This window comes from Brachybacterium sp. AOP3-A1-3, assembly GCF_052378285.1.
GTDB lineage: Bacteria > Actinomycetota > Actinomycetes > Actinomycetales > Dermabacteraceae > Brachybacterium.
The window spans coordinates 20153-43559 of sequence record NZ_JBQSXM010000022.1 but is presented as its reverse complement, the minus strand read 5'-3'; the positions used below and the strand labels follow the sequence as shown (position 1 = coordinate 43559).

Annotated in this window: 25 protein-coding genes; 20 read left to right on the top strand and 5 right to left on the bottom strand. The window is 71.0% G+C overall.

Going from position 1 to position 23407, the window contains the following annotated elements; all coding sequences use genetic code 11:
• The 5 genes from ACT3T5_RS17540 to ACT3T5_RS17520 form a co-directional block, all read left to right on the top strand.
• The coding region (locus ACT3T5_RS17540) for a substrate-binding domain-containing protein (RefSeq protein WP_444595056.1) at positions 1–268 on the top strand (268 nt) is incomplete at its 5' end.
• Positions 269–384: 116 nt separating this feature from the next.
• Positions 385–1677 carry a sugar ABC transporter substrate-binding protein gene (locus ACT3T5_RS17535; protein WP_444579789.1) on the top strand — a complete coding sequence of 431 codons (1293 nt, stop codon included), beginning with the start codon at positions 385–387 and terminating at the stop codon, positions 1675–1677.
• Position 1678: 1 nt separating this feature from the next.
• A complete protein-coding gene (locus ACT3T5_RS17530) occupies positions 1679–2668 on the top strand; it encodes a carbohydrate ABC transporter permease (protein ID WP_444579790.1) in 990 nt (329 codons plus the stop codon).
• Positions 2668–3486: a carbohydrate ABC transporter permease gene (locus ACT3T5_RS17525; RefSeq protein WP_193117962.1), complete on the top strand. Its 819-nt coding sequence runs from the start codon at positions 2668–2670 to the stop codon at positions 3484–3486. Before ACT3T5_RS17530 ends, ACT3T5_RS17525 begins: the two co-directional genes overlap by 1 nt.
• A gap of 104 nt (positions 3487–3590) precedes the next feature.
• A complete protein-coding gene (locus ACT3T5_RS17520; protein WP_444579793.1) occupies positions 3591–5177 on the top strand; it encodes a glucoamylase family protein in 1587 nt (528 codons plus the stop codon).
• A gap of 111 nt (positions 5178–5288) precedes the next feature.
• On the opposite strand, the gene ACT3T5_RS17515 is transcribed toward ACT3T5_RS17520, so the two are convergent.
• The gene (locus tag ACT3T5_RS17515) at positions 5289–5702 is read right to left on the bottom strand and encodes a DUF3054 domain-containing protein (protein WP_444579795.1); all 414 of its coding nucleotides are present in this window, start codon (positions 5700–5702) and stop codon (positions 5289–5291) included.
• Between the two features lie 333 nt (positions 5703–6035).
• Between ACT3T5_RS17515 and ACT3T5_RS17510 the strand changes: the two genes are divergently transcribed.
• From ACT3T5_RS17510 to ACT3T5_RS17480, 7 genes are all read left to right on the top strand, one after another.
• Complete coding sequence (locus ACT3T5_RS17510; protein WP_443412547.1) at positions 6036–7178, top strand: histidinol-phosphate transaminase; 1143 nt, start codon at positions 6036–6038, stop codon at positions 7176–7178.
• Positions 7175–7798, top strand: a complete 624-nt coding sequence (gene hisB, locus ACT3T5_RS17505; RefSeq protein WP_443412548.1) for an imidazoleglycerol-phosphate dehydratase HisB — start codon at positions 7175–7177, stop codon at positions 7796–7798. Before ACT3T5_RS17510 ends, hisB begins: the two co-directional genes overlap by 4 nt.
• The gene (locus tag ACT3T5_RS17500; protein WP_444595055.1) at positions 7795–8421 is read left to right on the top strand and encodes a hypothetical protein; all 627 of its coding nucleotides are present in this window, start codon (positions 7795–7797) and stop codon (positions 8419–8421) included. Before hisB ends, ACT3T5_RS17500 begins: the two co-directional genes overlap by 4 nt.
• Before the next feature lie 26 nt (positions 8422–8447).
• Positions 8448–9182, top strand: a complete 735-nt coding sequence (gene hisH / locus ACT3T5_RS17495; protein ID WP_444595058.1) for an imidazole glycerol phosphate synthase subunit HisH — start codon at positions 8448–8450, stop codon at positions 9180–9182.
• A complete protein-coding gene (locus ACT3T5_RS17490) occupies positions 9179–9337 on the top strand; it encodes a hypothetical protein (protein ID WP_193117967.1) in 159 nt (52 codons plus the stop codon). The genes hisH and ACT3T5_RS17490 overlap by 4 nt, the downstream gene beginning before the upstream one ends.
• 208 nt (positions 9338–9545) lie before the next feature.
• Positions 9546–10280, top strand: coding sequence for a bifunctional 1-(5-phosphoribosyl)-5-((5-phosphoribosylamino)methylideneamino)imidazole-4-carboxamide isomerase/phosphoribosylanthranilate isomerase PriA (gene priA, locus ACT3T5_RS17485; RefSeq protein ID WP_444579798.1), 735 nt, complete (start codon positions 9546–9548; stop codon positions 10278–10280).
• Positions 10277–11134, top strand: a complete 858-nt coding sequence (locus ACT3T5_RS17480; protein WP_444595054.1) for an SseB family protein — start codon at positions 10277–10279, stop codon at positions 11132–11134. The genes priA and ACT3T5_RS17480 overlap by 4 nt, the downstream gene beginning before the upstream one ends.
• Positions 11135–11217: 83 nt before the next feature.
• On the opposite strand, the gene ACT3T5_RS17475 is transcribed toward ACT3T5_RS17480, so the two are convergent.
• Together ACT3T5_RS17475 and ACT3T5_RS17470 are read right to left on the bottom strand one after the other, a co-directional pair.
• Positions 11218–11592: a DUF1844 domain-containing protein gene (locus ACT3T5_RS17475; protein WP_444579801.1), complete on the bottom strand. Its 375-nt coding sequence runs from the start codon at positions 11590–11592 to the stop codon at positions 11218–11220.
• Positions 11589–11963: a hypothetical protein gene (locus tag ACT3T5_RS17470; protein ID WP_444579802.1), complete on the bottom strand. Its 375-nt coding sequence runs from the start codon at positions 11961–11963 to the stop codon at positions 11589–11591. Before ACT3T5_RS17470 ends, ACT3T5_RS17475 begins: the two co-directional genes overlap by 4 nt.
• Positions 11964–12288: 325 nt before the next feature.
• Between ACT3T5_RS17470 and infC the strand changes: the two genes are divergently transcribed.
• Genes infC through ACT3T5_RS17445 form a run of 5 tightly spaced genes read left to right on the top strand, consistent with a single transcriptional unit; the run spans position 12289 to position 16550 of the window.
• Positions 12289–12915, top strand: coding sequence for a translation initiation factor IF-3 (gene infC / locus ACT3T5_RS17465; protein ID WP_444595057.1), 627 nt, complete (start codon positions 12289–12291; stop codon positions 12913–12915).
• Positions 12916–12940: 25 nt separating this feature from the next.
• The gene (gene rpmI, locus ACT3T5_RS17460; protein WP_193117972.1) at positions 12941–13135 is read left to right on the top strand and encodes a 50S ribosomal protein L35; all 195 of its coding nucleotides are present in this window, start codon (positions 12941–12943) and stop codon (positions 13133–13135) included.
• A 58-nt stretch (positions 13136–13193) separates the two neighbouring features.
• Positions 13194–13574 (top strand): 50S ribosomal protein L20, encoded by a 381-nt coding sequence (gene rplT / locus ACT3T5_RS17455; RefSeq protein WP_443398116.1) that lies wholly within the window; start codon positions 13194–13196, stop codon positions 13572–13574.
• 19 nt (positions 13575–13593) lie between these two features.
• The gene (locus tag ACT3T5_RS17450; RefSeq protein WP_444595053.1) at positions 13594–14496 is read left to right on the top strand and encodes a TrmH family RNA methyltransferase; all 903 of its coding nucleotides are present in this window, start codon (positions 13594–13596) and stop codon (positions 14494–14496) included.
• On the top strand, positions 14493–16550 hold the full coding sequence (locus ACT3T5_RS17445; protein WP_444595052.1) for a cytochrome c oxidase assembly protein: 2058 nt from the start codon (positions 14493–14495) through the stop codon (positions 16548–16550). The genes ACT3T5_RS17450 and ACT3T5_RS17445 overlap by 4 nt, the downstream gene beginning before the upstream one ends.
• 52 nt (positions 16551–16602) lie before the next feature.
• On the opposite strand, the gene ACT3T5_RS17440 is transcribed toward ACT3T5_RS17445, so the two are convergent.
• Positions 16603–17223, bottom strand: a complete 621-nt coding sequence (locus ACT3T5_RS17440) for an MBL fold metallo-hydrolase (RefSeq protein WP_444595051.1) — start codon at positions 17221–17223, stop codon at positions 16603–16605.
• The gene (locus tag ACT3T5_RS17435) at positions 17220–18320 is read right to left on the bottom strand and encodes an S-(hydroxymethyl)mycothiol dehydrogenase (protein WP_444595050.1); all 1101 of its coding nucleotides are present in this window, start codon (positions 18318–18320) and stop codon (positions 17220–17222) included. Before ACT3T5_RS17435 ends, ACT3T5_RS17440 begins: the two co-directional genes overlap by 4 nt.
• Before the next feature lie 192 nt (positions 18321–18512).
• On the opposite strand from ACT3T5_RS17435, the gene pheS reads away from it, so the two are divergent.
• The 3 genes from pheS to ACT3T5_RS17420 are packed head-to-tail and all read left to right on the top strand — an operon-like array spanning position 18513 to position 23390.
• Positions 18513–19619, top strand: coding sequence for a phenylalanine--tRNA ligase subunit alpha (gene pheS / locus ACT3T5_RS17430; protein WP_444595049.1), 1107 nt, complete (start codon positions 18513–18515; stop codon positions 19617–19619).
• 1 nt (position 19620) lies between these two features.
• The gene (gene pheT, locus ACT3T5_RS17425) at positions 19621–22239 is read left to right on the top strand and encodes a phenylalanine--tRNA ligase subunit beta (protein WP_444595048.1); all 2619 of its coding nucleotides are present in this window, start codon (positions 19621–19623) and stop codon (positions 22237–22239) included.
• 50 nt (positions 22240–22289) lie between these two features.
• Positions 22290–23390, top strand: coding sequence for a family 20 glycosylhydrolase (locus ACT3T5_RS17420; RefSeq protein WP_444579812.1), 1101 nt, complete (start codon positions 22290–22292; stop codon positions 23388–23390).
• The last annotated feature ends 17 nt before the right edge of the window (positions 23391–23407 follow it).

The window sequence follows — 23407 nt, the reverse complement described above, 5'->3', positions numbered from 1 at the left end:
GATCATCGCCCGCCTGACCTCGGCAGGCGTGGACGTTCCCGGGCGCCTCGCCGTCACCGGATGGGATGACACGGTCACCGCCCGCTATCTGACCCCGGGCCTGACCACGGTCCGCCAGGAGGTCGCCGAGCTCGGAGCCCTCGCCGCGCAGCGCCTCGCGGCACTCATCGACGGCGACACGGCCCAGCAGCCGGTCACCGTCGACTCCAACGTCGTGCTCCGGCAGTCCTGTGGCTGCGTCCCCGTCCCCGCACCGGCGCTCGCGTAGACCACCGGCCTGACGCCCGGTCCACCGCGCCACCTTCTTCGACCCGCGCCCATCTGCATCGACCCGTACTGACCAGTCCCGCACCGCATCATCTCGTCACCGACGAAGGAGTCATCATGACCAGCATTCCCCGCATCTCCCGCCGTGCTCTCGGCGGACTGGGCGCTGCCGGCGCCCTGACCGCGCTCGCCGCCTGCGGCCGCTCCGAGGAGGACGGCGGCGGTGCCGCGGGCCCCGCCGATCCGATCGCCGAGGGCCCCGCCACCGGCTCCCTCACGATCTGGGCCATGGGCGCCGAAGGGGAGGCCCTCCCCGAGCTGCTCAAGGGCTTCGAGAAGGAGAACCCCGACGTCACGCTCGAGGTGACCCCGCTGCCGTGGGACTCGGCGCACGACAAGTTCACCTCGGCGATCGCCGCCGGGACCGCCCCGGACGTCGCCCAGGTCGGCTCGACGTGGATGGCGGAGTTCGTGAGCCTGAAGGCTCTGGAGCCCACTCCGGAGTCCATCGCCCTGGACGACTTCTTCCCCGGCGCGGTCAAGGGGGTCACCGTCGACGACACCGCCTACGGCGTCCCGTGGTACGTCGAGACCCGCCTGGTCTACTACCGCAAGGACATCGCCGAGGCCGCCGGGATCAGCGAGCCGCCGACAGACTGGGAGGGCCTGTTCGCCATGGCGAAGGCGCTCCAGGGCCAGCCCGACGGGAAGTGGGGCATCGCCCTGCAGCCCGGCGGGGACGGCTCCTGGCAGACCGTGCTCCCGCTGTGCTGGTCCAACGGCGGGGGTGTCGTCTCCGAGGCCGGGGACGAGTTCACCTTCGAGACGCCGCAGAACGAGGAGGCGCTGGGCTACTACCAGTCCTACTTCACCGACGGGATCGCCGACCCGGCACCTGCCGAGGGCACCACCGAGCAGGACTTCGTCTCCGGAGCGGTGCCGATGTTCGTCTCCGGCCCCTGGATGATGGCGGCCGTCGAGGGCGTGGGCGGAGACGGCTTCGCCGACAAGTACGGCGTGTTCGTGATGCCCGTGAAGGAGACCAGCTCGAGCTTCCTGGGCGGTGCCAACATCGGCGTCCTCCAGGGGTCGAAGAACCGCGACTCCGCCTGGAAGCTCGTGGAGTACCTCTCCCGCCCGGAGGTCCAGATCCAGTGGTTCGAGCAGGTCACCGACATGCCTGCGGTGCAGTCGGCCTGGGAGGACGAGAAGGTCTCCTCCAACGAGAAGTTCGAGGCCTTCCACACCCAGCTCGAGACCGCCCTCGCCCCGCCCACGATCGCCACCTGGGAACAGGTGGCTGCGAAGTTCGACGCCCAGATCGAGCAGGTCTGCAAGCAGGACCTCGCCCCGGCCGACGCCCTCCAGGCCGCGCAGTCCGAGGCACAGGGCATCGGGATCGGCGCCTGAGATGACCACGCAGTCCGCCTCCTCGGACGCGGCCCTCCCGCCGCCGTCGCCCACCGGGAGCAGAGGGAGCCACAGGGGCAGGGGCAGTGCCTCCCGGCCCGGGCGCCGCCGCGGCCACCGCGCCGCCGCGGAGGCCCGCGCCGGGCTGCTGCTCTCCCTGCCCTTCGTGGTGCTCTTCGGGATCTTCATCGCCTGGCCCGTGCTGCAGTCGATGTTCATGTCCTTCACGGACATGCGCATCACCGACATCCGGTCGCCGTTCGCGGTGGACTTCGTGGGTCTGGACAACTACATCGCTGCCTTCCACGACCCCGTCTTCCGGCGGGCAGCCCTGAACACCGGAGTGTTCGTGCTGGTCGGGGTGCCGCTGACGATCATCGCGGGGCTCAGCGCCGCGATCGCCCTGAACCGGGGCGCGCTGAAGCTGCGCGGACTGTTCCGGATGGGCTTCTACACCCCCGTGGTCACCTCCATCGTGGCCGTCGCCGTGGTCTGGAGGTTCCTGCTGCAGCCCGAGAACGGCCTGGTGAACACCGTCCTGGGCTGGGTGGGGATCGACGGGCCCAACTGGCTGGGTGATGAGCGCACCGCCCTGCTGTCGCTCATCGTGATGGCGGTCTGGCGCAACTTCGGCACCTCGATGGTGATCTTCCTGGCCGGCCTGCAGGCCGTGGACCGCGGGCTGCACGAGGCAGCCGCGCTCGACGGGGCGAACGCCTGGCAGAGGTTCCGGAACATCACCATCCCGTCCATTCGGCCGACGCTGCTGTTCGTGCTGGTCACCACGTCGATCGGCTACCTGCAGTTCTTCGAGGAGCCCTTCGTCATGACGGGCGGCGGTCCGTTGAACTCCACGATCTCCGCCTCCATGTACACCTACAACCAGTTCGGATTCGGCAACTACGGCATGGCCGGGGCGATGGCGTACCTGACGTTCATCGTGATCGGCATCGTCACCCTCGCGCAGTTCCGCCTGATGAGGGAGAAGTGATGATCGAACGTCGCAGTCCCGTCCTGACCTATGTCATCCTCACCGCCTTCCTGCTGCTGGTCATCACGCCCTTCGTGTGGATGATCCTCGGCAGCGTGAAGACCCAGGGAGAGCTCCTGCGCGTCCCGCCCACCTGGCTGCCCGAGGAACCCACCTGGGACAACTTCCGCCGTCTCTTCGATCGGCCCTTCGGCCACTACTTCCGCAATTCGACCGTGGTGGCGATCGCGGTGACGCTGGGGAACCTGATCTTCAGCTCGATGTTCGGCTACGCGCTCGCGCACCTCACCTTCCCCTTCAAGCGGGTGCTGTTCGTGCTGGTCCTGGTGTGCCTGATGATCCCCGGACTGGTCACCTTCATCCCGCAGTACGTGCTGGTGGTGAACATGGGGCTGGCCAACACCATCCCCGCGCTCATCCTGCCGTTCCTGGTGCAGCCGTTCAGCGTCTTCCTGATGCGCCAGTTCTTCCTGGGGCTGCCCCGGGAGCTGCTCGAGGCCGGCCGTATCGACGGCGTCGGCGAGGTCGCGATCTTCTTCCGGATCTACCTGCCGCTCGCGGGCCCCGCCTTCGCGACCCTCGGCATCCTCACCTTCCTCGGCTCCTGGAACAACTTCCTGTGGCCGCTCGTCGTCTCCTCGAGCGAGTCGACCTACACCCTGCCCGTCGCGCTCGCCCTGATCTCGACCGGACAGAACCAGACGGATTACGGGCTGCTCCTGGCCGGCGCCACGCTCGTGGTCCTGCCGATCCTCCTCGTCTTCCTCTTCTTCCAGCGCTACTTCATCCAGGGCATCGCCACCTCCGGCATCAAATGATCGGCGTCCGCTGATCTCCACCACCCGACACCACCCCGCACGATCCTGCACGACCCCGCACGAGACCCGGTCCGACGTCGTACCCATCGCCTCGAGGAGGCATCGTGAACTCCATCCCTCGCCGCACCCTGCTCACCGTCCCGCTGCTCGGAGCCGGCGCCGCCCTCGGGGCCGTCGGCGCCGCGAGTCCCGCCCTGGCGGCTCCCGCTCCGACGCTCTCGGGGGCCGGGCTGTCGTCGGCCGGTCTCCCGGCCCTCGGCGGCACCGCCGGGGGAGGGAGCGACGAGCGCCTCCTGCGACGCTGGGCGAAGGACACCTGGCGCTCCCTGGACGCGATGACGGTGCGCAGCACCGGACTCGTGTCCGACAACATCGACGCGGACCTGACGGGGCATTCGCGCCACACGTCGCCCACCAACATCGGCGGCTATCTCTGGTCCACGCTGCTGGCCCGCGAGCTGCGCCTGATCACGCCGGGGGAGGCCCGCAACCGGATCTCCCGCACCCTCGACTCCCTCGAGCGGATGGAGCACCACGAGCCCTCCGGCATGTACTACAACTGGTACGACGAGGCCGACGGCTCGGTGCTGCGCAGCTGGCCCGGCACGGGGGACCCCGTCATCCCGTTCGTCTCGAGCGTCGACATGGGCTGGCTCGGCGCCGCCCTGCACGTGGTCGCCCAGGCCGATCCCTCCAACCGCCGTCGGGCGAAGCGCCTTTTCGACGCGATGCGCTGGGACGTGTTCTTCGACCGCGATGTCGAGGTGCAGCCCGGGCAGACCATCGGCGGCTTCTGGGTCGAGGACCCGGGCCGGGAGGGCGTCGAGCTGCTTCCCCTGTTCCAGGACATCCCCGGGGCCGACGTCTGGTACCACACCGAGCACCACTACGACACGGCCGTCTCCGAGGCCCGCATGGTCACCTATCTCGGGATCATGACGGAGCAGATCCCCGCGGCCGCCTACTTCACGACCTTCCGCACCTTCCCGCCCGAGTGGGACTGGTCCGAGATGCCCCCGGTGGGCGACTGGACCGAGCACGAGGGGGTCGCCGTGTTCGAGGGCGCCCACACCTACCGCGGCATGGAGATCGTGCCCGGTTGGGGCGGCTCGATGTTCGAGGAGCTGATGCCGGATCTCTTCGTGCCCGAGGCCACCTGGGGTCCGCAGAGCTGGGGGAGGAATCATCCCCTCCACGTGCGGGCCCAGCGCGAGCACGGCCTCGACGAGGCGGGCTACGGCTACTGGGGCTTCTCCCCGAGCTCGGATCCGCACGGCGAGTACCGCGAGTACGGGGTCGACGCCCTGGGCCTGAACCCCGAGGGCTACTTCTCCGACGCCGCGGCCACCGACTGGCACGCGGGGGAGCCCTACCCGCAGGGACTCGACGGCGTGGTGACGCCGCACGCCGCGGCGCTCGCGATGCAGTACGAGCCCGACGAGGCGATCGAGAACCTCTCGCGGATCGAGACGGAGCTCGGCGCCTACGGGCCGGGCGGATTCCACGACGCCGTCGCCGTCCGCTCGGGAGTCATCGCCCGGCGCCATCTCTCGCTGGACCAGTCGATGGTGCTCGGCGCCCTCGGCAACGTGCTGCTCGAGGAGCAGCTGCACCGCTGGTTCGGCACCGACGAGGTCGCCGCGCGTCTCCGTCCCCTGCTCGAGCAGGAGACCTTCCGAACCCACGGCTGACCGCGCCTGTCCTTCTCGTCGGCACCCGTCCCGTCGCCGAGCACGCACCACGTGTCGGTGAGGACGCTCTCACCGACACATATCGCGGTGTCGAGCTCGGTCAGCGGGCCTTCACCGCGGTGCGGACCCGGCCCCGGCCTCAGCCGCAGCCCCGGCGAGGGGCACCCTGCGCTCCCCGCGGGTGAGGTACATCGCCACCGCGCGCCAGCCGAGCATCAGCACGCCGGTGAAGATCGCCGTGGTGATGATGAAGGGCACCTCGGTGCCGGCGGAGAAGAGGGTGCGGATCGCCATCGCGGCGGCGATCGTGATCGCCCACACGAACACCCCGTGCGGCCACACGCGGAAGGGCGCCCGCCAGGCGCGGATCGCGAGATGGCCCAGCAGCACGCCGACGGCGAACGGCCAGCCCACCAGGAAGAGGTTCTGCGAGGTCAGCGGCGTCCCATGCTGCAGGAAGCCGATGGCGACGAAGAGGATGACGACCAGCAGGTCGCCGATCAGGGCACCCAGAGAACGGAACATCCTCTCAGCGTACTGGCGGTGCCGCCCCCGTTCTCCCAGCCGACGGTCGGCGCAGGCACCTGTGTGAAGGGCGCCACCTCGCCGCGGGGGAGACGGCGCCAACCCGGTTCGGCCCCGGCTCGGCCCCTCGTCGGCCTCGACTCAGCGACGGGCGCGGCCGAGCCCTCCCTGCGGAGATCGTTCGTGCCTGCTCACGGCTGCGTGAGTCCCGGCAGATGGCGATCGGCGCCGCCTGAGGTGGTGGTCGGCGCCGCCCGAGGTGGTGATCGGTGCAGCCAGGGACGGCGTCTGCACGATGGTCATCGAGGCCCTCCGGCGCGCTGCCGAACTACCATGGAGCACATGCCCGAGAACTCTGCTCCGACCCTGGCCACCGACGCGCTGCCGCAGCCGCGCGACGGCATCGCGGGTGCCGCCCCCTACGGCGCCCCGCAGCTCGAGGTCGAGCATGCGCTCAACGTGAACGAGAACCCCTATGGGCCCTCGCCCGAGCTCGCGGCGTCCATCGGCCGAGCCGCGGCGGACGCCGCCGTCGGCCTGAACCGGTACCCGGACCGTGAGGCCCTGGACCTGCGCACCGACCTCGGCGAGTATCTCGCGGCGGAGTCCGGCATCGCCGCGCCGCCGCTCGAGTCGGTCTGGGCGGCCAACGGCTCGAACGAGATCATGCACCAGCTGCTGCTGGCGTTCGGCGGCCCCGGCCGCACCGCGCTCGGCTTCACCCCGCACTACTCGATGTACCCCGAGTACGCCCGCGACACCTACACGCGGTGGGTCACCGCGGAGCGGGGCCCGGAGCCCGAGTTCGCGCTCACCGCGGAGGCGGTCACCGCCGCGATCGCCGCACACGAACCGAACATCGTGGTGCTGACCAGCCCGAACAACCCCACCGGCACGGCGCTCACCCTCGACGTGGTCGAGGCGGCCGCCGCGGCGCTGGCACCGAGCCGGGGACTGCTCGTGGTCGACGAGGCCTATGGCGAGTTCCGCCGCGACGGGGTGCCCAGCGCCCTCACCCTCCTGGACCGCCACCCCAACATCGTGGTCACCCGCACCATGTCCAAGGCCTTCGCCCTGGCGGGAGCACGGCTCGGCTACCTGGTCGCCCATCCGGCGATCGTCGACGCCGTGCGCGTCGTGCGCCTTCCGTACCATCTGTCGGCCGTCACCCAGGCCGTCGCCCGTGCCGCCCTCGCCCACCGCGAGGAGCTGCTGGGCAAGGTTGCTCTGCTGCGCAGCGAGCGCGACGCCCTCGCCGAGCACCTGGGGGCCCGCGGTCACGACGTGGCCCCGTCCGACGCGAACTTCATCCTGTTCCGCACCTTCTCCGATCGCGACGCGGTGTTCGAGGCTCTCCTCGATCGCAGCGTCCTCGTCCGAGCCGTCGGCCCCGCCGGCTGGCTGCGCGTGTCCATCGGCACGCCCGAGAACAACGCCGCATTCCGCACCGCCCTCGAGGAGGCCGACCCCCGATGACCGACACCACCACCGCGCGCCCGTCGCGCACGGCGAGCATCACCCGCTCCACCCGCGAGTCCTCCGTCGAGGTCACCCTCGACGTCGACGGCACCGGCCAGGTCGACGTGTCGACTTCCGTGCCGTTCTTCGACCACATGCTCACGGCGCTGGGCACGCACGCGCGCTTCGACCTCACGGTGCGTGCGACGGGCGACACCCACATCGATGCGCACCACACCGTCGAGGACACCTCGATCGTGCTCGGCCAGGCGCTGCGCGAGGCCCTCGGCGACAAGAAGGGCATCGCCCGCTTCGGGGACGCGCTGGTGCCGCTGGACGAGTCCCTCGCCCAGGCCGTCGTGGACCTATCCGGCCGCCCCTACTGCGTGCACTCCGGCGAGAGCGAGGCCCAGGCCACGCACCTCATCGGCGGGCACTTCACGGGGTCGCTGACCCGCCACGTGTTCGAATCGATCGCCCATCATGCCGCGATCTGCCTGCACATCCGCCTGATCGAAGGCCGCGACCCGCACCACATCGTCGAGGCCCAGTTCAAGGCGCTCGCCCGCGCACTGCGCGCAGCCTGCGCCTACGACGAGCGCGTCCTGGACGTGCCCTCCACGAAGGGAGCCCTGTGAGCACCGCCGACCCGCGTGACCCGCATCAGGATCCGTCCGACGGCTCCGGCCACGGCTCCGACGACATCGATGCCGAGTTCGCCCGGCTCACCGAGGGTCTCTCCCTCGACTCCCTCGATGAGACCCCGCTGACCGTCGAGGACGTCCTGTCCGAGACCCCTGCCGAGGAGAAGGAACCCACGATCGCCGTGGTCGCCACCTCCGTCGCGACCAGCCAGGCACTCGCCGGCGCGATCCGGCTGGGCCGGGAGGCGCGCACCGACGGGATCGACATCCCCACCGGCAGCCGCACCCTGGAGACCCGCACCGGCGCGATCGCCGTGGGGGAGCTCGAGGAGACCGCCGCCCATGATCTCGCGGCGATCGCCTCGACCGCGCTGCAGCGCAACGGCATCGTGCTGTTCTGGCGCCGCGGCGACCGCATGACCGCCACCCGGTACAAGGGCGGGGAGCGCGGCGAGGACATCTCGCCCGCGATCGTGCTCGGCGCGGTGGACGACGTCGTGGAGGAGCTGCTCCTCGGGACGACGGCAGTGGACGAGCTGGAAGAGGGCATCGACCCCTCGACGGTCACCCGGGCCGAGGCCCTGGCCTGGATCGCCGGTAAGGGGAAGCGCAAGTGACCGAGGCCGATCCCCTCCCCGAGAGCATCGCCGAACCCTCTGCCGAGCCGGGTGTCGGCGACGCCGCCGCCACCCCGCGCGTCGTGGTCCTGGATCACGGCTCGGGCAATGTCCGCTCCGTGGTGCGCGCCCTCGAGGCAGCCGGCGCCGCCGTCGAGCTCACCGCCGATCGCGATCTCGCGCTCGCGGCCGACGGTCTCGTCGTGCCCGGCGTCGGCGCCTTCGCCGCCACCATCGAGCAGGTGCTCGCTGTGGGCGGGGACCGCATCATCGAACGACGGCTGGCCGGCGGCCTGCCCGTCCTCGGCATCTGCGTGGGCCTGCAGATCATGTTCGACGCCGGTACCGAGCACGGCCAGCGTAGCGCGGGGCTCGCGCAGTGGCCGGGCGAGATCACCGGCCTCCAGGCATCCGTGGTGCCCCACATGGGGTGGAACACCGTGGAGGCCGCCGACGGCACCCAGCTGTTCCGGGGCGTCGAGTCCGAGCGCTTCTACTTCGTGCACTCCTACGCCGCGCGCGAATGGACCATGGAGCAGATCGGCTCGCTCGCCGCCCCGAAGGTCACCTGGGCCGAGCACGACGGGGACCGCTTCGTCGCGGCCGTCGAGAACGACGCGCTCACGGCGACCCAGTTCCACCCCGAGAAGTCCGGGGACGCCGGGGCCAAGCTCCTGGCCAACTGGCTCGGCACGCTGCCGCGCCGCCGACCCGGGACTGAAGGCGCGGCAGCTGGTGCCGAGCAGGTGGCCTCACCGTGATCTACGCCTTCATCCTGCTCTTCGCCGGCGGCATGACCCTCGGCGGAGCCTGGTCCTTCTACCGCTCCAAGAAGCCATGGTGGGCCACCCTGGGACTGCTCGTGCTGGGCCTGGTCTTCATCGGCATCTCGTTCTGGCGGCTGCGGACCGGCTGACCGGCACGACCTGTCGCCCGGCTCCGTCCGTTCCCGCCCATTCGCCCCTCCCTGAGTTCCTCGGTTCCCGAGCATTCTCCGTATTCCTTGTAACCCCCGCATTTCCCGCATCCCGTGCAGTCCGTGCATTCTCTGCAGTCCCCACCAGTGATCTCGAGCCCCTGCAGGGCGACGACCCCGAGACAACCCGCTTCCAGGAGGCACCCCTATGACCGCTCCGATCCTCGAGCTGCTGCCCGCCGTCGATGTGCAGTCCGGCCAGGCAGTCCGTCTCGTGCAGGGCGAAGCCGGCTCCGAGACCTCCTACGGCGCCCCGCTCGACGCCGCCCTCGCCTTCCAGGAGGGCGGCGCGCAGTGGCTGCACCTGGTGGACCTCGACGCGGCCTTCGGGCGCGGCAGCAACGCCGCCCTGCTCGCCGAGGTCGTCGCCGCGGTCGACATGAACGTGGAGCTCTCCGGCGGCATCCGGGACGACGACTCCCTCGCCGCCGCGCTCGCCACGGGCTGCCGCCGCGTCAACCTCGGCACGGCCGCCCTCGAGAACCCCGAGTGGACCGCGGAGATCCTCGCCGAGCACGGCGACCGCATCGCCGTCGGCCTCGACGTGCGGGGCACGACCCTCGCCGCCCGCGGCTGGACCCGCGAGGGAGGCGACCTGTGGGAGACCCTCGAGCGCCTCGACGAAGCCGGCTGTCAGCGCTACGTCGTCACCGACGTCACGAAGGACGGCACCCTGCGCGGTCCCAACGTCGACCTCCTGCGCGACGTCTGCTCCCGTACCGACGCCGCCGTCGTCGCCTCCGGCGGCATCTCCTCGCTCGAGGACCTGCGTGCCCTGCGCGAGCTGGTCTCCGCCGGGGTCGAGGGCGCGATCGTGGGCAAGGCCCTCTACGCCCAGGCGTTCACGATGGGTGAGGCGCTGGACGTCGCAGGTCGCCGATGACAGGGGCACCAGAGACCCCGGACCCCTCGGAGCGGCGGCCCGCCGACGCTCACGAGACCCGTGCGGAGGCGGTCGCGAAGACGCTGCCCGCGCACTTCCGCGAGAAGTCACCGCTCACGGACACCGCGGGTGTCTCGTGGGAAGGGCGCGACTACACCGTCAGCCCCTTCCCGGAGGATTCCGGGGCGATCCCGGAGGAGCTCGGCCGTGCGCTGGCGGCCCACCGTGCCGGTCAGGATCCCCACCGTCAGGCGTTCGTGGCGGCCTTGGCACGGAGCCGCGTGCTGGTGCCGATCATGGCGGTCGCCACCGAGACCGGCACCACCGCGCACGGGCTGACCGGTGACAACGGCGCCGATATGGCGATGGTGTCGATCACCGCGCCCGACGGCACCCGGGTGCTGCCGATCTTCACCGCCGCCGATGCCCTGAGCGCCTGGCGGTCCGACGCCCGCCCGGTCCCCGTGGTGGCCCCGCAGGCCGCACAGGCCGCGGTGCAGGAAGGCTGCACCGCACTGCTGGTGGACGCGGCGACCTCGCCGGACGTGGGCGGGCCGATCCTGCTCCCGCGATCCGTGCTCTGGGCGCTCGCCCAGGGACGCGAATGGATCCCTCCGCATCTGGATCCGGAGCTCTCCGCCGTCCTGGACGCCGTCGCGGACGCGACGGATCAGGTCGAGGGCCTCTCGGCGCGTGCAGGGCAGCGCAGCGAGGTCGACCTCCATCTGCAGCTGCGCCCCGGACTCACGGCGCCTCAGGTGCGCGCGGTGGTCGACGAGGTCTCCGCCCGTCTCGGCGCGGAGACGCTCGTCGCCGAGCGGATCAGCTCACTGCGTCTCGTGCTGGGGTCCTGACCGTACGAGCTGCGGGAGCCGGTCGAGCTGCGGGAGCCGTGCGGCCCGGATGAGCCGTACGGCACTCACGAACCGCTCGGTCCTCAGGAGACGCGGCCGGTGTACTTCTCGCCCGGGGCCTCGCCCGGGCCATCGGGGAACGGCAGCGCCTCGGCGAAGGCCAGCTGCAGCGAGCGCAGGCCGTCACGCAGGGACCGGGCATGCTCGTTGCCGATCTCCGGAGCCGAGGCGGTCACCAGGCCGGCCAGGGCAGTGATCAGCTTCCGCGCCTCGGCGAGGTCCTGGTACTGCCCGGTCGCCTCGTCCTCCGCGAGACCCACCTTCACGGCGGCGGCGCTCATGAGATGCACGCAGGCCGACGTGATGATCTCGACCGCGGCGACCTCGGAGATGTCGCGCAGCGCATCGTCGGAGGACTCGTCCACGGGGGCAGGTGCGGGGGTCTGGTTGTCGTTCACAGGGTGTTGTCCTTCGTCGTGGCGGGGGCAAGGTCGTCGGTGGCGACCAGGGGGTCGAGAGTGCGGGCGGAGCGGTCCGGGCCCGCAGCGCATCGCGCCGCGGCGTCCGCGAGAGGGTCGTGGATCGTCCCTCCTGCAGTCTCCAGGATCGTGCTCTCCTCGATGATCGCACCCTCTGCTGCACCGGGCTCGGGGCTCAGTGCGCGATAGGCCAGGATGCTGCCGCCGATGGCGACCACCAGCACCAGGACCGCGACGACCACCAGTGAGATGATGATGTCCCGTCTGCGCCGCGGATCAGGAGGGGTGCTGCCGGCAGGGGCGTCGCCCTCTCGATCAGTGTCTCCGACAGGGCTGCGGTCGCTCTCCACGGAACTCCTCGTTCATCACTGGTCAGGGACGCGACGCACATCACCTGGACTGCGCGAGCGCTCCTGCTAGGATAGGGGATCGGAACAGGTCGAAACCCTCGTCACATCGTTCCTCAAGTGGAGTCCCTTCCCACCTCGTAGCAAACAGCCCGCAGCTCTCGAGCTCGGCGCGAACCGTTGCCAGGTCAGTATCGCAGTCGGGCGGCAACGCCCGATCGTCGGGCCGCAATGCCCGGCAGGCGCTCCGGCGTCGCGCACCTTGGGGCCTCCGCATGAAGCGGGGGCCTTTCGTCTTTTCCGACTCGAACCAAGGTGAGGAGCCAACATCAGCGAACAGCGCATCAATGGTCAGATCAGGGTCCCGAAGGTCCTTCTGGTCGGGCCCGCCGGCGAGCAGGTCGGTGAGGTCCGTGTCGAGGACGCACTGCGTCTCGCCGCGGAAGCCGATCTCGATCTCGTCGAGGTCGCACCCGGCGCGAACCCGCCGGTCGCGCGGCTCATGGATTACGGCAAGTACAAGTACGAAGCCAACCTGAAGGCCCGTGAGGCGCGGAAGAACCAGGCGAATACGGTCCAGAAGGAAATCCGTATGGGCCTGAAGATCGATATCCACGACTACGAGACCAAGCGTCGCAACGTGGAGAAGTTCCTCGATGGTGGCGACAAGGTCAAGGTCATCATCCGCTTCCGTGGTCGTGAGCAGTCCCGTCCCGAGAGGGGCGTCAAGCTTCTCGGTCGTATGGCCGAGGACGTCGCCGAGTACGGCTTCGTCGAGTCGCATCCGCGACAGGACGGCCGCAACATGGTGATGGTCTTCGGACCGCACAAGAAGAAGGCCCAGGCCATGGCCGAGGCCCGCAAGCGCAAGACTGACGCCGAGAAGGCTGTTGCCCGTGGCGGGGACGAGTCGTCCCAGCCCGAGGCCGACGCCGAGACCGGCTCCGAGTCCTGAGAACGTACGAAGGAGAACAGGCACCATGCCGAAGAACAAGACCCATTCGGGGACCAAGAAGCGCATCCGGGTGACCGGGTCGGGCAAGCTCATGCGGGAGAAGGCGAACGCTCGCCACCTCCTGGAGCACAAGTCCTCCACCCGCAAGCGCCGCCTCGGCACCGACACCACTGTCGCCAAGGCTGACGTCAAGCGCATGAAGAAGCTGCTGGGCCGCTGATCGCCCACGTGGGAGCCCTGCTCCCGCGCCCCTGAATTTACGATCGAAGGAGTATCACGTGGCACGCGTGAAGCGGGCGGTAAACGCCCATAAGAAGCGTCGGGAAATCCTTGAGCAGGCCAGCGGCTACCGCGGCCAGCGCTCGCGTCTGTACCGCAAGGCGAAGGAGCAGGTCCTGCACTCGCAGACCTACAACTTCCGCGACCGCAAGAAGCGCCAGGGCACCTTCCGTCAGCTCTGGATCCAGCGCATCAACGCGGCATCCCGCGCCAACGGCCTGACCTACAACCGCCTCATCCAGGGCCTCGGCCTGGCCGGCGTCGAGGTCGATCGCCGCATGCTCGCCGAGCTCGCGGTCAACGACGCCCCGGCCTTCGCCGCGCTCGTCGAGATCGCGAAGAACGCCCTCCCCGAGGACGTCAACGCCCCGGCAGCCTGACATCGCGCCACACGACGCGATGACCGAGCGCCCGGATCAGTCCCCGATCACCTCCCCCCGCTCCGAGCGGGTGCGGAAGGTGGCGGCACTGGCCGGGCGTTCTACTCGTCGCAAGCAGCAGCTGTTCCGCGTGGAGGGCCCGCAGTCGATCCGTTCGCTGCTCGCCCACCGCGCAGATCGTGCCCGCGAGGTCTTCACCACCGCCCGAGCCGACGCCGCCCACCCGGAGCTCGCGGATCTCGCCCGCGAGGCCGGGATCCCGGTGCACGAGGTGGAGGATCAGATCATCCGCACCATGGTGCGCGAGGACGCCACCGGGCCGAGCCCTGACAGCGCGCAGCCGGACGGCGCGGCCCGTGGCACCCTGACGAGCCCTCAAGGCGTGCTGGCCCTCGGACATCTGCCCGCGGAGGACCCGTCGGCCGCCGTCGCGGCGATCGCCGCCCTGCCGCAGCAGCAGCCGGTCACGGTGGTCGTCCTGCACGAAGTGCGTGACCCCGGCAACGTGGGCACGCTGATCCGTACGGCCGACGCCGCCGGAGCGGACCTGGTCGTGCTCACCCGCACCTGCGCCGATCCCTATGCCCCGAAGGCCGTCCGTGCCTCCGTGGGCAGCCTCTTCCATCTGCCGGTCGTCACCGGCGCCGAGATCGACGACGTGCTGGAGGCTCTGCACGGCGCACAGGTCACCGCCGCCGCGACCAGCGGCTACGCGGAGGCGGAGCTGTTCACGGCGGAGCTGCCCTCCCGGATCGCGTGGATCCTCGGGAACGAGGCGCACGGACTGGACGAGCACACCCTCGAGGCGGCGCCCCTGGCGGTGCGCATCCCCCTGGCCGGGCACGCCGAATCCCTGAACGTCCACACCGCCGCGACGGTGTGCCTGTTCGAGACGCTCCGCCGCAGGCAGGCCGGGGAATGACCTCACGTGCCCTGCGCATCGGGGCGGCCGTCGTGCCGATGCTGCTGGTTCTCACCGTCGCCTCCGCGCTGGTCGGGCTGCTCGCCACCGGCGCCGCCACCCCGGCGACCCTGGTGCCCGCGTCACCGCTGGTCACCTGGGGTCTGCCCGTCGTCCGAGCCCTGCACCATCTGGGGCTGCTGCTCGCGATCGGAGCCGGCGGCACCGCCGTGCTCCTCCAGCCCGGCCCGTCCCGGCGCGAGGTCACGACGCTGGATCCTGCGCGACGCGCCACCGTCCGCCTCGGCGCCGTCGGTGCTCTGCTGTGGGCCGTCGCCGCGATCGCCCAGATCCCGCTGGGAGGGCTGGAGGCCGCGGGATCGGGCTCCGGTCTGAATGTCTGGGACATCGCGCTCGGCACCGATCTCGGCAAGCTCCAGCTCTCTGTGGGGATCGCCGCGACGATCTCGGCGCTGGCCTATGCGCTCGCGCGGTCCACCACTCTGGCCTGCTGGGGGCTCGCCTTCGCCGGGATCGGGGTGGGCGCGCTCGGTCTGGCCGGCCACGCCGGGGCGAGCCTGGACCACACGAACGCGGTCAACGCGATGGCGCTGCACCTCGTGGCCGTGTCGGTCTGGGCCGGCGGCCTGCTGGTGATCGCGCTGATCGCTCCACGCCTGGAGGACGCGCAGCTCGCCACGACCGTGCGCCGCTTCTCGCCCTGGGCCCTGGCGGCCGTGGCGTCGCTCGCGGTCAGCGGGGTGCTGAGCGCCGTCATCCGCCTCTCGGGTTGGAGCGACCTGCTCACCACCGGGTACGGCCGCGTCGTGCTCGTGAAGGCCTTGGGGCTGCTGGTCCTGGCCGGGATCGGTGCCGCCCAGCGTCGACGGCTCGGGGACCGGCTGCGCTTCCGGCACCTGGCCGCGACCGAGGGGATCGTGATGGCCGCCGTGATCGGCGCCTCGATCGCCCTGGGCAGGTCCGCCCCGCCCGTGCCGCAGGTGGTCCCCGCCGTCGGCGATCTGAAGACCCTCTCGCTGGTCGGCTACCTGCCGCCCGCGAAGGCCTTCGGCCCGGGAACCATGTTCACGGTGATCCAGCCCGACTGGATCGCGCTCCTGCTGGCTGCGGCGATGGCCGCGCTCTACGTGACGGGCGTCGTGCGCCTGGTGCGACGTGGGGACACCTGGCCGTGGATCCGCACGCTCGCCTTCCTGGCCGGCTGCGTGGCCTTCGCCTGGGTGCTCAGCGGGGGAGCGGCGGCCTGGGGCCGGTTCCGCTTCGACGCCCACATGGTCCAGCACATGGCGATGATGATGATCGCGCCGCCGCTGTGGGTGCTGGGCGGGCCGGTCACGCTGCTCTCCCGCGCCGTCGCCCCGCGCACCGACGGGTCCCGGGGGATCCGCGAATGGGTGCTCGCCGCGCTGCACTCCCGGTACGCGCAGATCCTCTCCTCCCCGCCGCTCGCGGGACTGATCTTCGCCGGCTCCCTGGTGATCTTCTACTTCTCGCCCCTCTTCGAGGCCGCGATGTACTCCCACCTCGGGCACGTGCTCATGACGGTGCACTTCCTGGCCTCGGGCTACCTCTTCGCCTGGGTGCTGATCGGGGTGGACCCCTCGACGAAGCCGATCAACCCGATCCTGAAGCTGATCACCCTGCTGGTGACGCTCGCCTTCCACGCCTTCTTCGGCGTCGCGATGGTCTCGGCGACCTGGCTGATCGCCCCGGACTGGTACCACCAGCTGGCGATGTACACCGATGAGCAGCTGATGCTGATCCAGGTGCGCGGCGGCACGATCATGTGGGCGATCTCCGAGGTCCCCACCGTCGGCTACGCGATCATCGTCGCCGCGATGTGGATGAAGTCCGACGACCGCCGGGCCCGCCAGTACGACCGCAAGGCCGAGCGCGACGGCGGTGCCGAGCTCGAGGCGTACAACGCCTACCTCGCCAGCCTGCAGGGCAGGGCAGGCGCGCCGTCGGCCGCTCCCTCAGTCTCGGGAGCGGCCGACGAGGAGCCCGCGCAGGGGGCGTCCCCGCGCGAGGACGAGTCGCCGCCGCCGACCTGACGAGGCGACGAGCTCGCGGGGTCGGGCCCCTCGGGACCCGACCCCGGGCGGCTCACAGCCAGTCGCCGCGAGCTGCCGCCTTCTCGGTCCCGATCGTGGTGTCCGGGCCGTGCCCGGTGTGCACGACGGTGTCGTCGGGCAGCGCGAACAGGCGTTCGCGGATCGACTCCTCGATGGTCTCGCGCGAGGAGAACGAGCGGCCGGTCGCGCCCGGGCCGCCCTGGAACAGCGTGTCCCCACTGAACACGGCACCGAGGGCCTCGACGTAGTAGCAGGTCGAACCGGGGGAGTGGCCCGGGGTGTGGAGCGCCTCGAGGTCCACGCCGGCGATCGTGAACATGTCGCCGTCCTGCACGTCGTCATCCCACGGCAGATCACCATGGGTGAGCTGCCAGACCTCGCGGTCCGCCGGATTGAGCAGGATGGGTGCCTCGAGCTTCTCGGACAGCTCGGGGGCCATGCGCACGTGGTCGTCATGGGCATGGGTGAGCAGAATGCCCACGCACTCCCGATCGCCCACCAGCTCGAGCACGGTCTTCACCTCGTGCGGGGCGTCGAACACGACGCACTGCTCATCGTCTCCGAGCACCCACACGTTGTTCTCGACCTCGTGCGTCTCGCCGTCGAGGCTGAAGGTGCCGGAGGCGACGGCATGGGCGAGTCGCGCGGTCATCGGCCGACCTCCGCCACGGTGCGCAGGGTGTTCCCGTCGTGCAGGGCGTCCAGCGCCCCGTCGACCCCGGCGAGATCGGTGCGTCCGGTGACGAACCGATCCAGCGGGAGGCGCCCCTGGAGGAACAGGTCGATGAGATAAGGGAAGTCCCGCTCGGGCAGGCAGTCGCCGTACCAGGAGGACTTCAGCGAGCCGCCCCGGCCGAAGATGTCCAGCATCGGCAGCGTGAGCTCGACGTCCGGGCGGGGGACCCCCACCAGCACCACGCGACCGGCGAGGTCACGGGCGTAGAACGCCGTCTCGTAGGTCTGGGGGATCCCGACCGCGTCGACGACCAGATCCGCTCCGAAACCGCCGGTGAGCTCCTGGACCTTCTCGGCGACCTCCTGCGGGGAAAGACCCTTCGTCGCGAGGGTGTGGGTGGCCCCGAGCTCCTGAGCGGCGGCGACCTTCTTCTCGTCGACGTCGAGCCCGATGATGGTGGTCGCTCCGGCGAGCTTCGCACCGGCGATCGCCGCGCAGCCCACGCCGCCCAGGCCGATCACGGCGACGGATTCGCCGCGCTGCACCGCGCCGGTGTTGATCGCGGCGCCGATGCCGGCCATGACGCCGCAGCCCAGCAGCCCGGCGACCTCGGCCGGGGCATCCTCGGAGACCTTCGTGCACTGGCCCTCGTGGACCAGGGTCTTCTCCGCGAAGGAGCCGATGCCGAGCGCGGCGGTCAGCTCGGTGCCGTCGGCCAGGGTCATGGGCTTCGAGGCGTTGTGCGTGTCGAAGCAGTACTGGGGGACGCCCTTCGTGCAGGCGCGGCACTCACCGCACACGGCGCGCCAGTTCAGCACGACGTAGTCGCCGACCTCCACATGGGTGACGGACTCGCCGACCACGGAGACGCGGCCGGCGGATTCATGGCCCAGCAGGAAGGGGAAGTCATCGTTGATGCCGCCGTCGCGGTACGCGAGGTCGGTGTGGCACACACCGGTGGCCTCGATGTCGACGATGACGTCGTGCGGACCCGGATCGGGGATCACGATGTCGACGAGCTCGGCGGGCTGCCTGGCGGCACGGGCGACGACACCCTGGACCGTCGTGGACATGGGGGCCTCCTGACTCCTCGGGGCGAGGGTAGACGTTGTCCCCTCCAGGCTAAGCGATGTGGCGTGGATTGCCTCGTGCGGAGGTCCGTCGCCGATCCCTCCTAGAATGGTCCGTGGTGCCTTCGCGCCGGACGTCGCTCCGCCGGATGCACCCGTGACCACTCAGGACTTCTCAGGACGAAAGCGATACCCGTGTCCGACACATCCCCTGCGCCCGAGGCGCCCTCGATCGACGAGGCGGCGATCACCGCGGCGATCGATGCCGCACTCGCGGCGATCGCCGCTGCCCCCGATACCGCCGCGCTGAAGCAGGTGCGCATCGAGCACGTGGGCGATGCGAGCGTGCTGACCTCCGCGAACCGCGCCATCAAGGACCTCCCCAAGGACCAGAAGGCCGCCGCCGGGAAGCTCGTGGGCCAGGGCAAGGGCCGGGTCCAGAAGGCACTGGCCGCACGCCAGGGCGAGCTCGCCGCCGCCGAGGAGGAGGCCGCGCTCGCCGCGGAGACCGTCGACGTCACCCTCCCCACCGACCTGCGACCCCGCGGCGCCTCCCACCCGCTGACCGTGCTCCAGGACCGCATCAACGACTTCTTCGTCGGGATCGGCTGGGAGATCGCCGAGGGCCCGGAGATCGAGTCCCAGTGGCTGAACTTCGACGCGCTCAACGCCGACCCCGAGCATCCCTCCCGCTCCCTGCAGGACACCCTGTACGTGGCGCCCGAGGGCTCGGGGATGCTGCTGCGCACGCAGACCTCCCCGGTGCAGATCCGCTCGATGCTCGAGCGCGGCGCCCCGCTGTACGTCGCCTGCCCCGGCACCGTGTACCGCGCCGACGAGATCGACGCGACGCACTCGCCGATGTTCACCCAGGTCGAGGGCCTCGCCATCGACAAGGGCCTGACCATGGCGAACCTCGTGGGCACCCTGGACGCGTTCGCCGCGCACATCTTCGGCGGGGCGCCGATCACGCGCCTGCGCCCCAACCACTTCCCCTTCACCGAGCCCAGCGCCGAGATGGACTTCCGCTGCTTCAGCTGCGGGGCCCGCGAGGGGCTCGACCATGACGCGGACCCGAGCTGCCGGGTGTGCGGCGGCACCGGCTGGATCGAGATGGGCGGCTGCGGCATGGTCCATCCGAACGTGCTGCGCGCGGCCGGGGTGGACCCCGAGGAGTACCAGGGCTTCGCCTTCGGCCTCGGGATCGAGCGCATCCTCATGCTCCGCAACGGAGTGTCGGACATGCGCGACATCGTGGAGGGCGACGTCCGCTTCTCCCAGCACTACGGTACGGAGATCTGAGATGCCCCGCATTCCCCTGACCTGGCTCGCCGAGCACACCGAGCTGCCCGCCGGAACCTCCGCCCTGCAGGTCGCCACCGACCTCTCCCGCGTCGGCCTCGAGGAGGAGGCGATCTTCGGCGCCCAGGTGTCCGGACCGCTCGTCGTCGGCCGCGTGCTGGAGCTCGTCAAGGAGCCCCAGAAGAACGGCAAGACGATCAACTGGGTGCGCGTGGACGTCGGCCCCGAGCACAACGAGGACGTGGACGACCCCAAGGACCCGCAGCCCGGCGAGGAGCGACCCAGCCGCGGCATCATCTGCGGCGCGCACAACTTCGTCGAGGGAGATCTCGTCGTCGTCTCCCTGCCCGGCACCGTGCTGCCCGGCGACTTCGCGATCGCTGCCCGCAAGACCTACGGCCACGTCTCCGACGGCATGATCTGCTCCGGCGACGAGCTGGGCCTGGGCGAGGACCCCACCGGCGAGGACGGCATCATCGTGCTGGGCCGCGGCCACGCCGAGGGCCTGACCGGCGAGCCCGGTGACGACGCGATCGCCCTGCTCGGCCTGGCCGACGAGGTCGTCGAGATCAACGTGACCCCGGACCGCGGATACTGCTTCTCGATGCGCGGCGTGGCCCGGGAGTACTCCCACGCCACCGGTGTCGCCTACACCGATCCGGCCTCCACCGTCGAGATCCCCTCCGCCGAGGACGGCGGGCTCGCCGTCCGGCTGCGCGACGACGCCCCCATCCGGGACGTCGAGGGCTGCTCGCGCTTCGTGGCTCTCGAGGTCCGCGGCGTGGACCCCGCTGCGCAGACCCCGCGCTGGATGGCGCGTCGGCTGACCCTGGCCGGCATGCGCCCGATCTCGCTGATCGTGGATGTCACCAACTACGTGATGCTCGACCTCGGCCAGCCGCTGCATGCGTACGATGCGGACAAGGTCGTCGCCCCGATCGTGGTGCGCCGCGCCCAGAAGGGCGAGAAGCTCACCACCCTGGACGACGTCACCCGCACGCTCGACGCCGAGGACCTGCTGATCACCGACAGCGAGGGCGGCGAGGGCGCTCGCGTGCTCGGCATCGCCGGCGTGATGGGCGGGGAGTCCACCGAGGTCTCCGAGGGCACCGCGAACATCGTGCTCGAGGCGGCGACCTTCCACCCGATCTCGGTGGCCCGCTCCGCGCGACGCCACCGTCTCCCCTCGGAGGCCTCCAAGCGCTTCGAGCGCGGCGTGGACCCGCAGCTGCCCCGCGTGGCCGCCTACCGGGCCGCCCAGCTGATCGTGGAGTACGGCGGCGGCGAGATCGCGCCCGGGATCACCGACGAGGGCGGCATCGCGGAGACGGCCACCGCGACGATCCCACTGCCGCTCGGCGACGCCGAGCGCGTGGTCGGCATCGCCTACACCCCGCAGCAGGTGCGGGGCAGCCTCGAGATGATCGGCTGCACCGTGGAGGACAGGGCAGACGAGGGCTCAGAGGGCACGCTCGCCGTGACCCCGCCGTCCTGGCGCCCTGACCTCGTCATCCGCGAGGATCTGATCGAGGAGATCGCTCGCCTGGTCGGCTACGAGACCATCCCCTCCGTGCTGCCCACAGCCCCCGGTGGTCGCGGCCTCACGCGCGCTCAGAGAGCTCGCCGCGCCGCGAACCGTGCACTCGCCGAGGCCGGGCTCGTCGAGGTCACCTCGTACCCGTTCGTCGGCGAGGGCATCTTCGACGCCCTGCGGTACGCGCAGGACGATGCCCGCCGTGGCGCGGTGCGCCTGCTGAACCCGCTGGCCGACGACGAACCCCTGCTGCGCACGTCGCTGCTGCAGACCCTGCTGCCCGTGGCGCGACGCAACCTCGGCCGCGGCGAGGAATCGGTGGCGATCTTCCAGCTCGGCACCACGTCCCTCTCCCGCGGAGAGGGCTCCCGCTCGCCGGTCCCCGCCGCTGCGCAGCGACCCTCCGACGCCGAGCTCGAGGCCATACTGGGGGCGCTCCCGCTCCAGACCCGCACCCTGGCAGCCGTGGTCGGCGGCGCGTCCGGTCCGGGATCGTGGCAGGGCGAGGTCGCCCCGTGGGGCTGGGCCGACGCCTTCGACCTGGCCCGCCGGGCGGCCGCCGCCGTCGGCGCCGACCTCGAGGTGCGCCAGATCGAGCTGGCTCCCTTCCACCCCGGTCGCGCCGGCGAGCTGCGTGTGCTCACGGCCGACGGGACGAGCACGGTCATCGGCCACGCCGGTGAGCTCCACCCCGCCGTGGTCACGGAGTTCGGCCTGCCCGCGCGCACCAGCGCCCTCGAGGTCGACCTCGAGGCGCTGATCACCTCCGCCCCGGCAGTGATCGCGGCGGCGCCGGTGCCGACGTACCCGGTGGCGAAGGAGGACTTCGCCTTCGTGGTCGACCAGAGCGTGCCGGCCGCGGCCGTTGAGGCGGCGATCGTGGTGGGCATCGGCGACCTCGCCGAGAGCGTCCACCTGTTCGATGTCTTCACCGGTGAGCAGATCGGTGAGGGCAAGAAGTCGCTCGCGTTCGCGGTGCGTCTGCGGTCCGCCGAGGCCACCCTGACCGCGGAGCAGATCGGCGCGGCACGCTCGCGCTGCATCGCGGCGGTCGGTTCGGCCGTGGGCGGCGTGCTGCGCGCGTGACCTCCCCCGACAGCGGAACGGGCCGCCGGTTCCCGACGGACCGGCGGCCCGTGCCGTCTGCGTCGGGGCCGACGGCGCCCAGCGGGCTCGGGGCCGCGGACTACCGCGGCCTGAGCCTCGACGTCGGGCGCAAGTCCTTCACCGCCGACGCCGTCGTGCAGCTCATCGGCCGGCTCGGTGAGCTGGGCTTCACCGCCCTGCACCTCCATCTCACCGAGACCCATCGTGTGGGGGTGCGGCTCCCGGGCTTCGAGGAGCTCGCGGCCGACGACGCCTGGGGCACGGAGGACGTGGCGCAGATCGTGGCCGCGGCCGAGGCGGCCGGCATCGCGCTCCTGCCCGAGATCGATCTGCCCTCCCACGCCGCGGCACTGCTCGTGGGGCGGGAGCATCTCCAGCTCGTGGATCGCCACGGCCACGTCCACGAGGACCGCCTCGACATCTCCCGGCCCGAGGCCCTCGAGCTCGCTCTCGACCTGATGGAGGCCGTCGCCGGACTGTTCCCCGGCGACGCGATCCACCTGGGCGGGGACGAGTTCTTCGCGGCGCCCTGGGAGGACGAGGACGCCCAGCACCCCGAGCGCTTCCCGAGCCTCCTCGCGCACGCCCGGTCGCTCGTGGGGCCGGCGGCGACGGCTCTGGACTCCTACGCCCTCTTCGTCAACACCCTCGCAGCTCGAGCGATCGAGCTCGACCGCACTCCGCTGCTGTGGAACGACCATGTGGTGCCTGCCTCCGACGAACCCCTCGCGCCGATCAGCACCGACGTGGTGCTCGACGTGTGGATCCGCTGGCGGGACTGGACCCCGTCGGTCGAGGATTACCTGCGTTCCGGGTATCGGGTGATCAACTCCCACGGCGACCAGCTCTACGCCGTGCTCTCCGAGGACGGGCCCTTCGCGCCCCATGGTGCGCGGCGTTTCGGCCTGCTCACCGACACCTTCTCGCCCCGACGGTTCATGGGCCTCGCTGCTGAGGACGTGCATCTCGAGGTCCCAGCCGTTTCCGCGGGAACGCCCGACCCCGTGCTCGGGGCGTCCCTGTCCGTGTGGTGCGACGTCCCGGACGTGATGGGGGAGCGGGAGCTCCTGGAGCGCCTCGACACCTGGATCGTGCCCTTCGCGCGGATCATGGCGGCCGATCGGACCTAGAGCGGCCGTGATCAGAG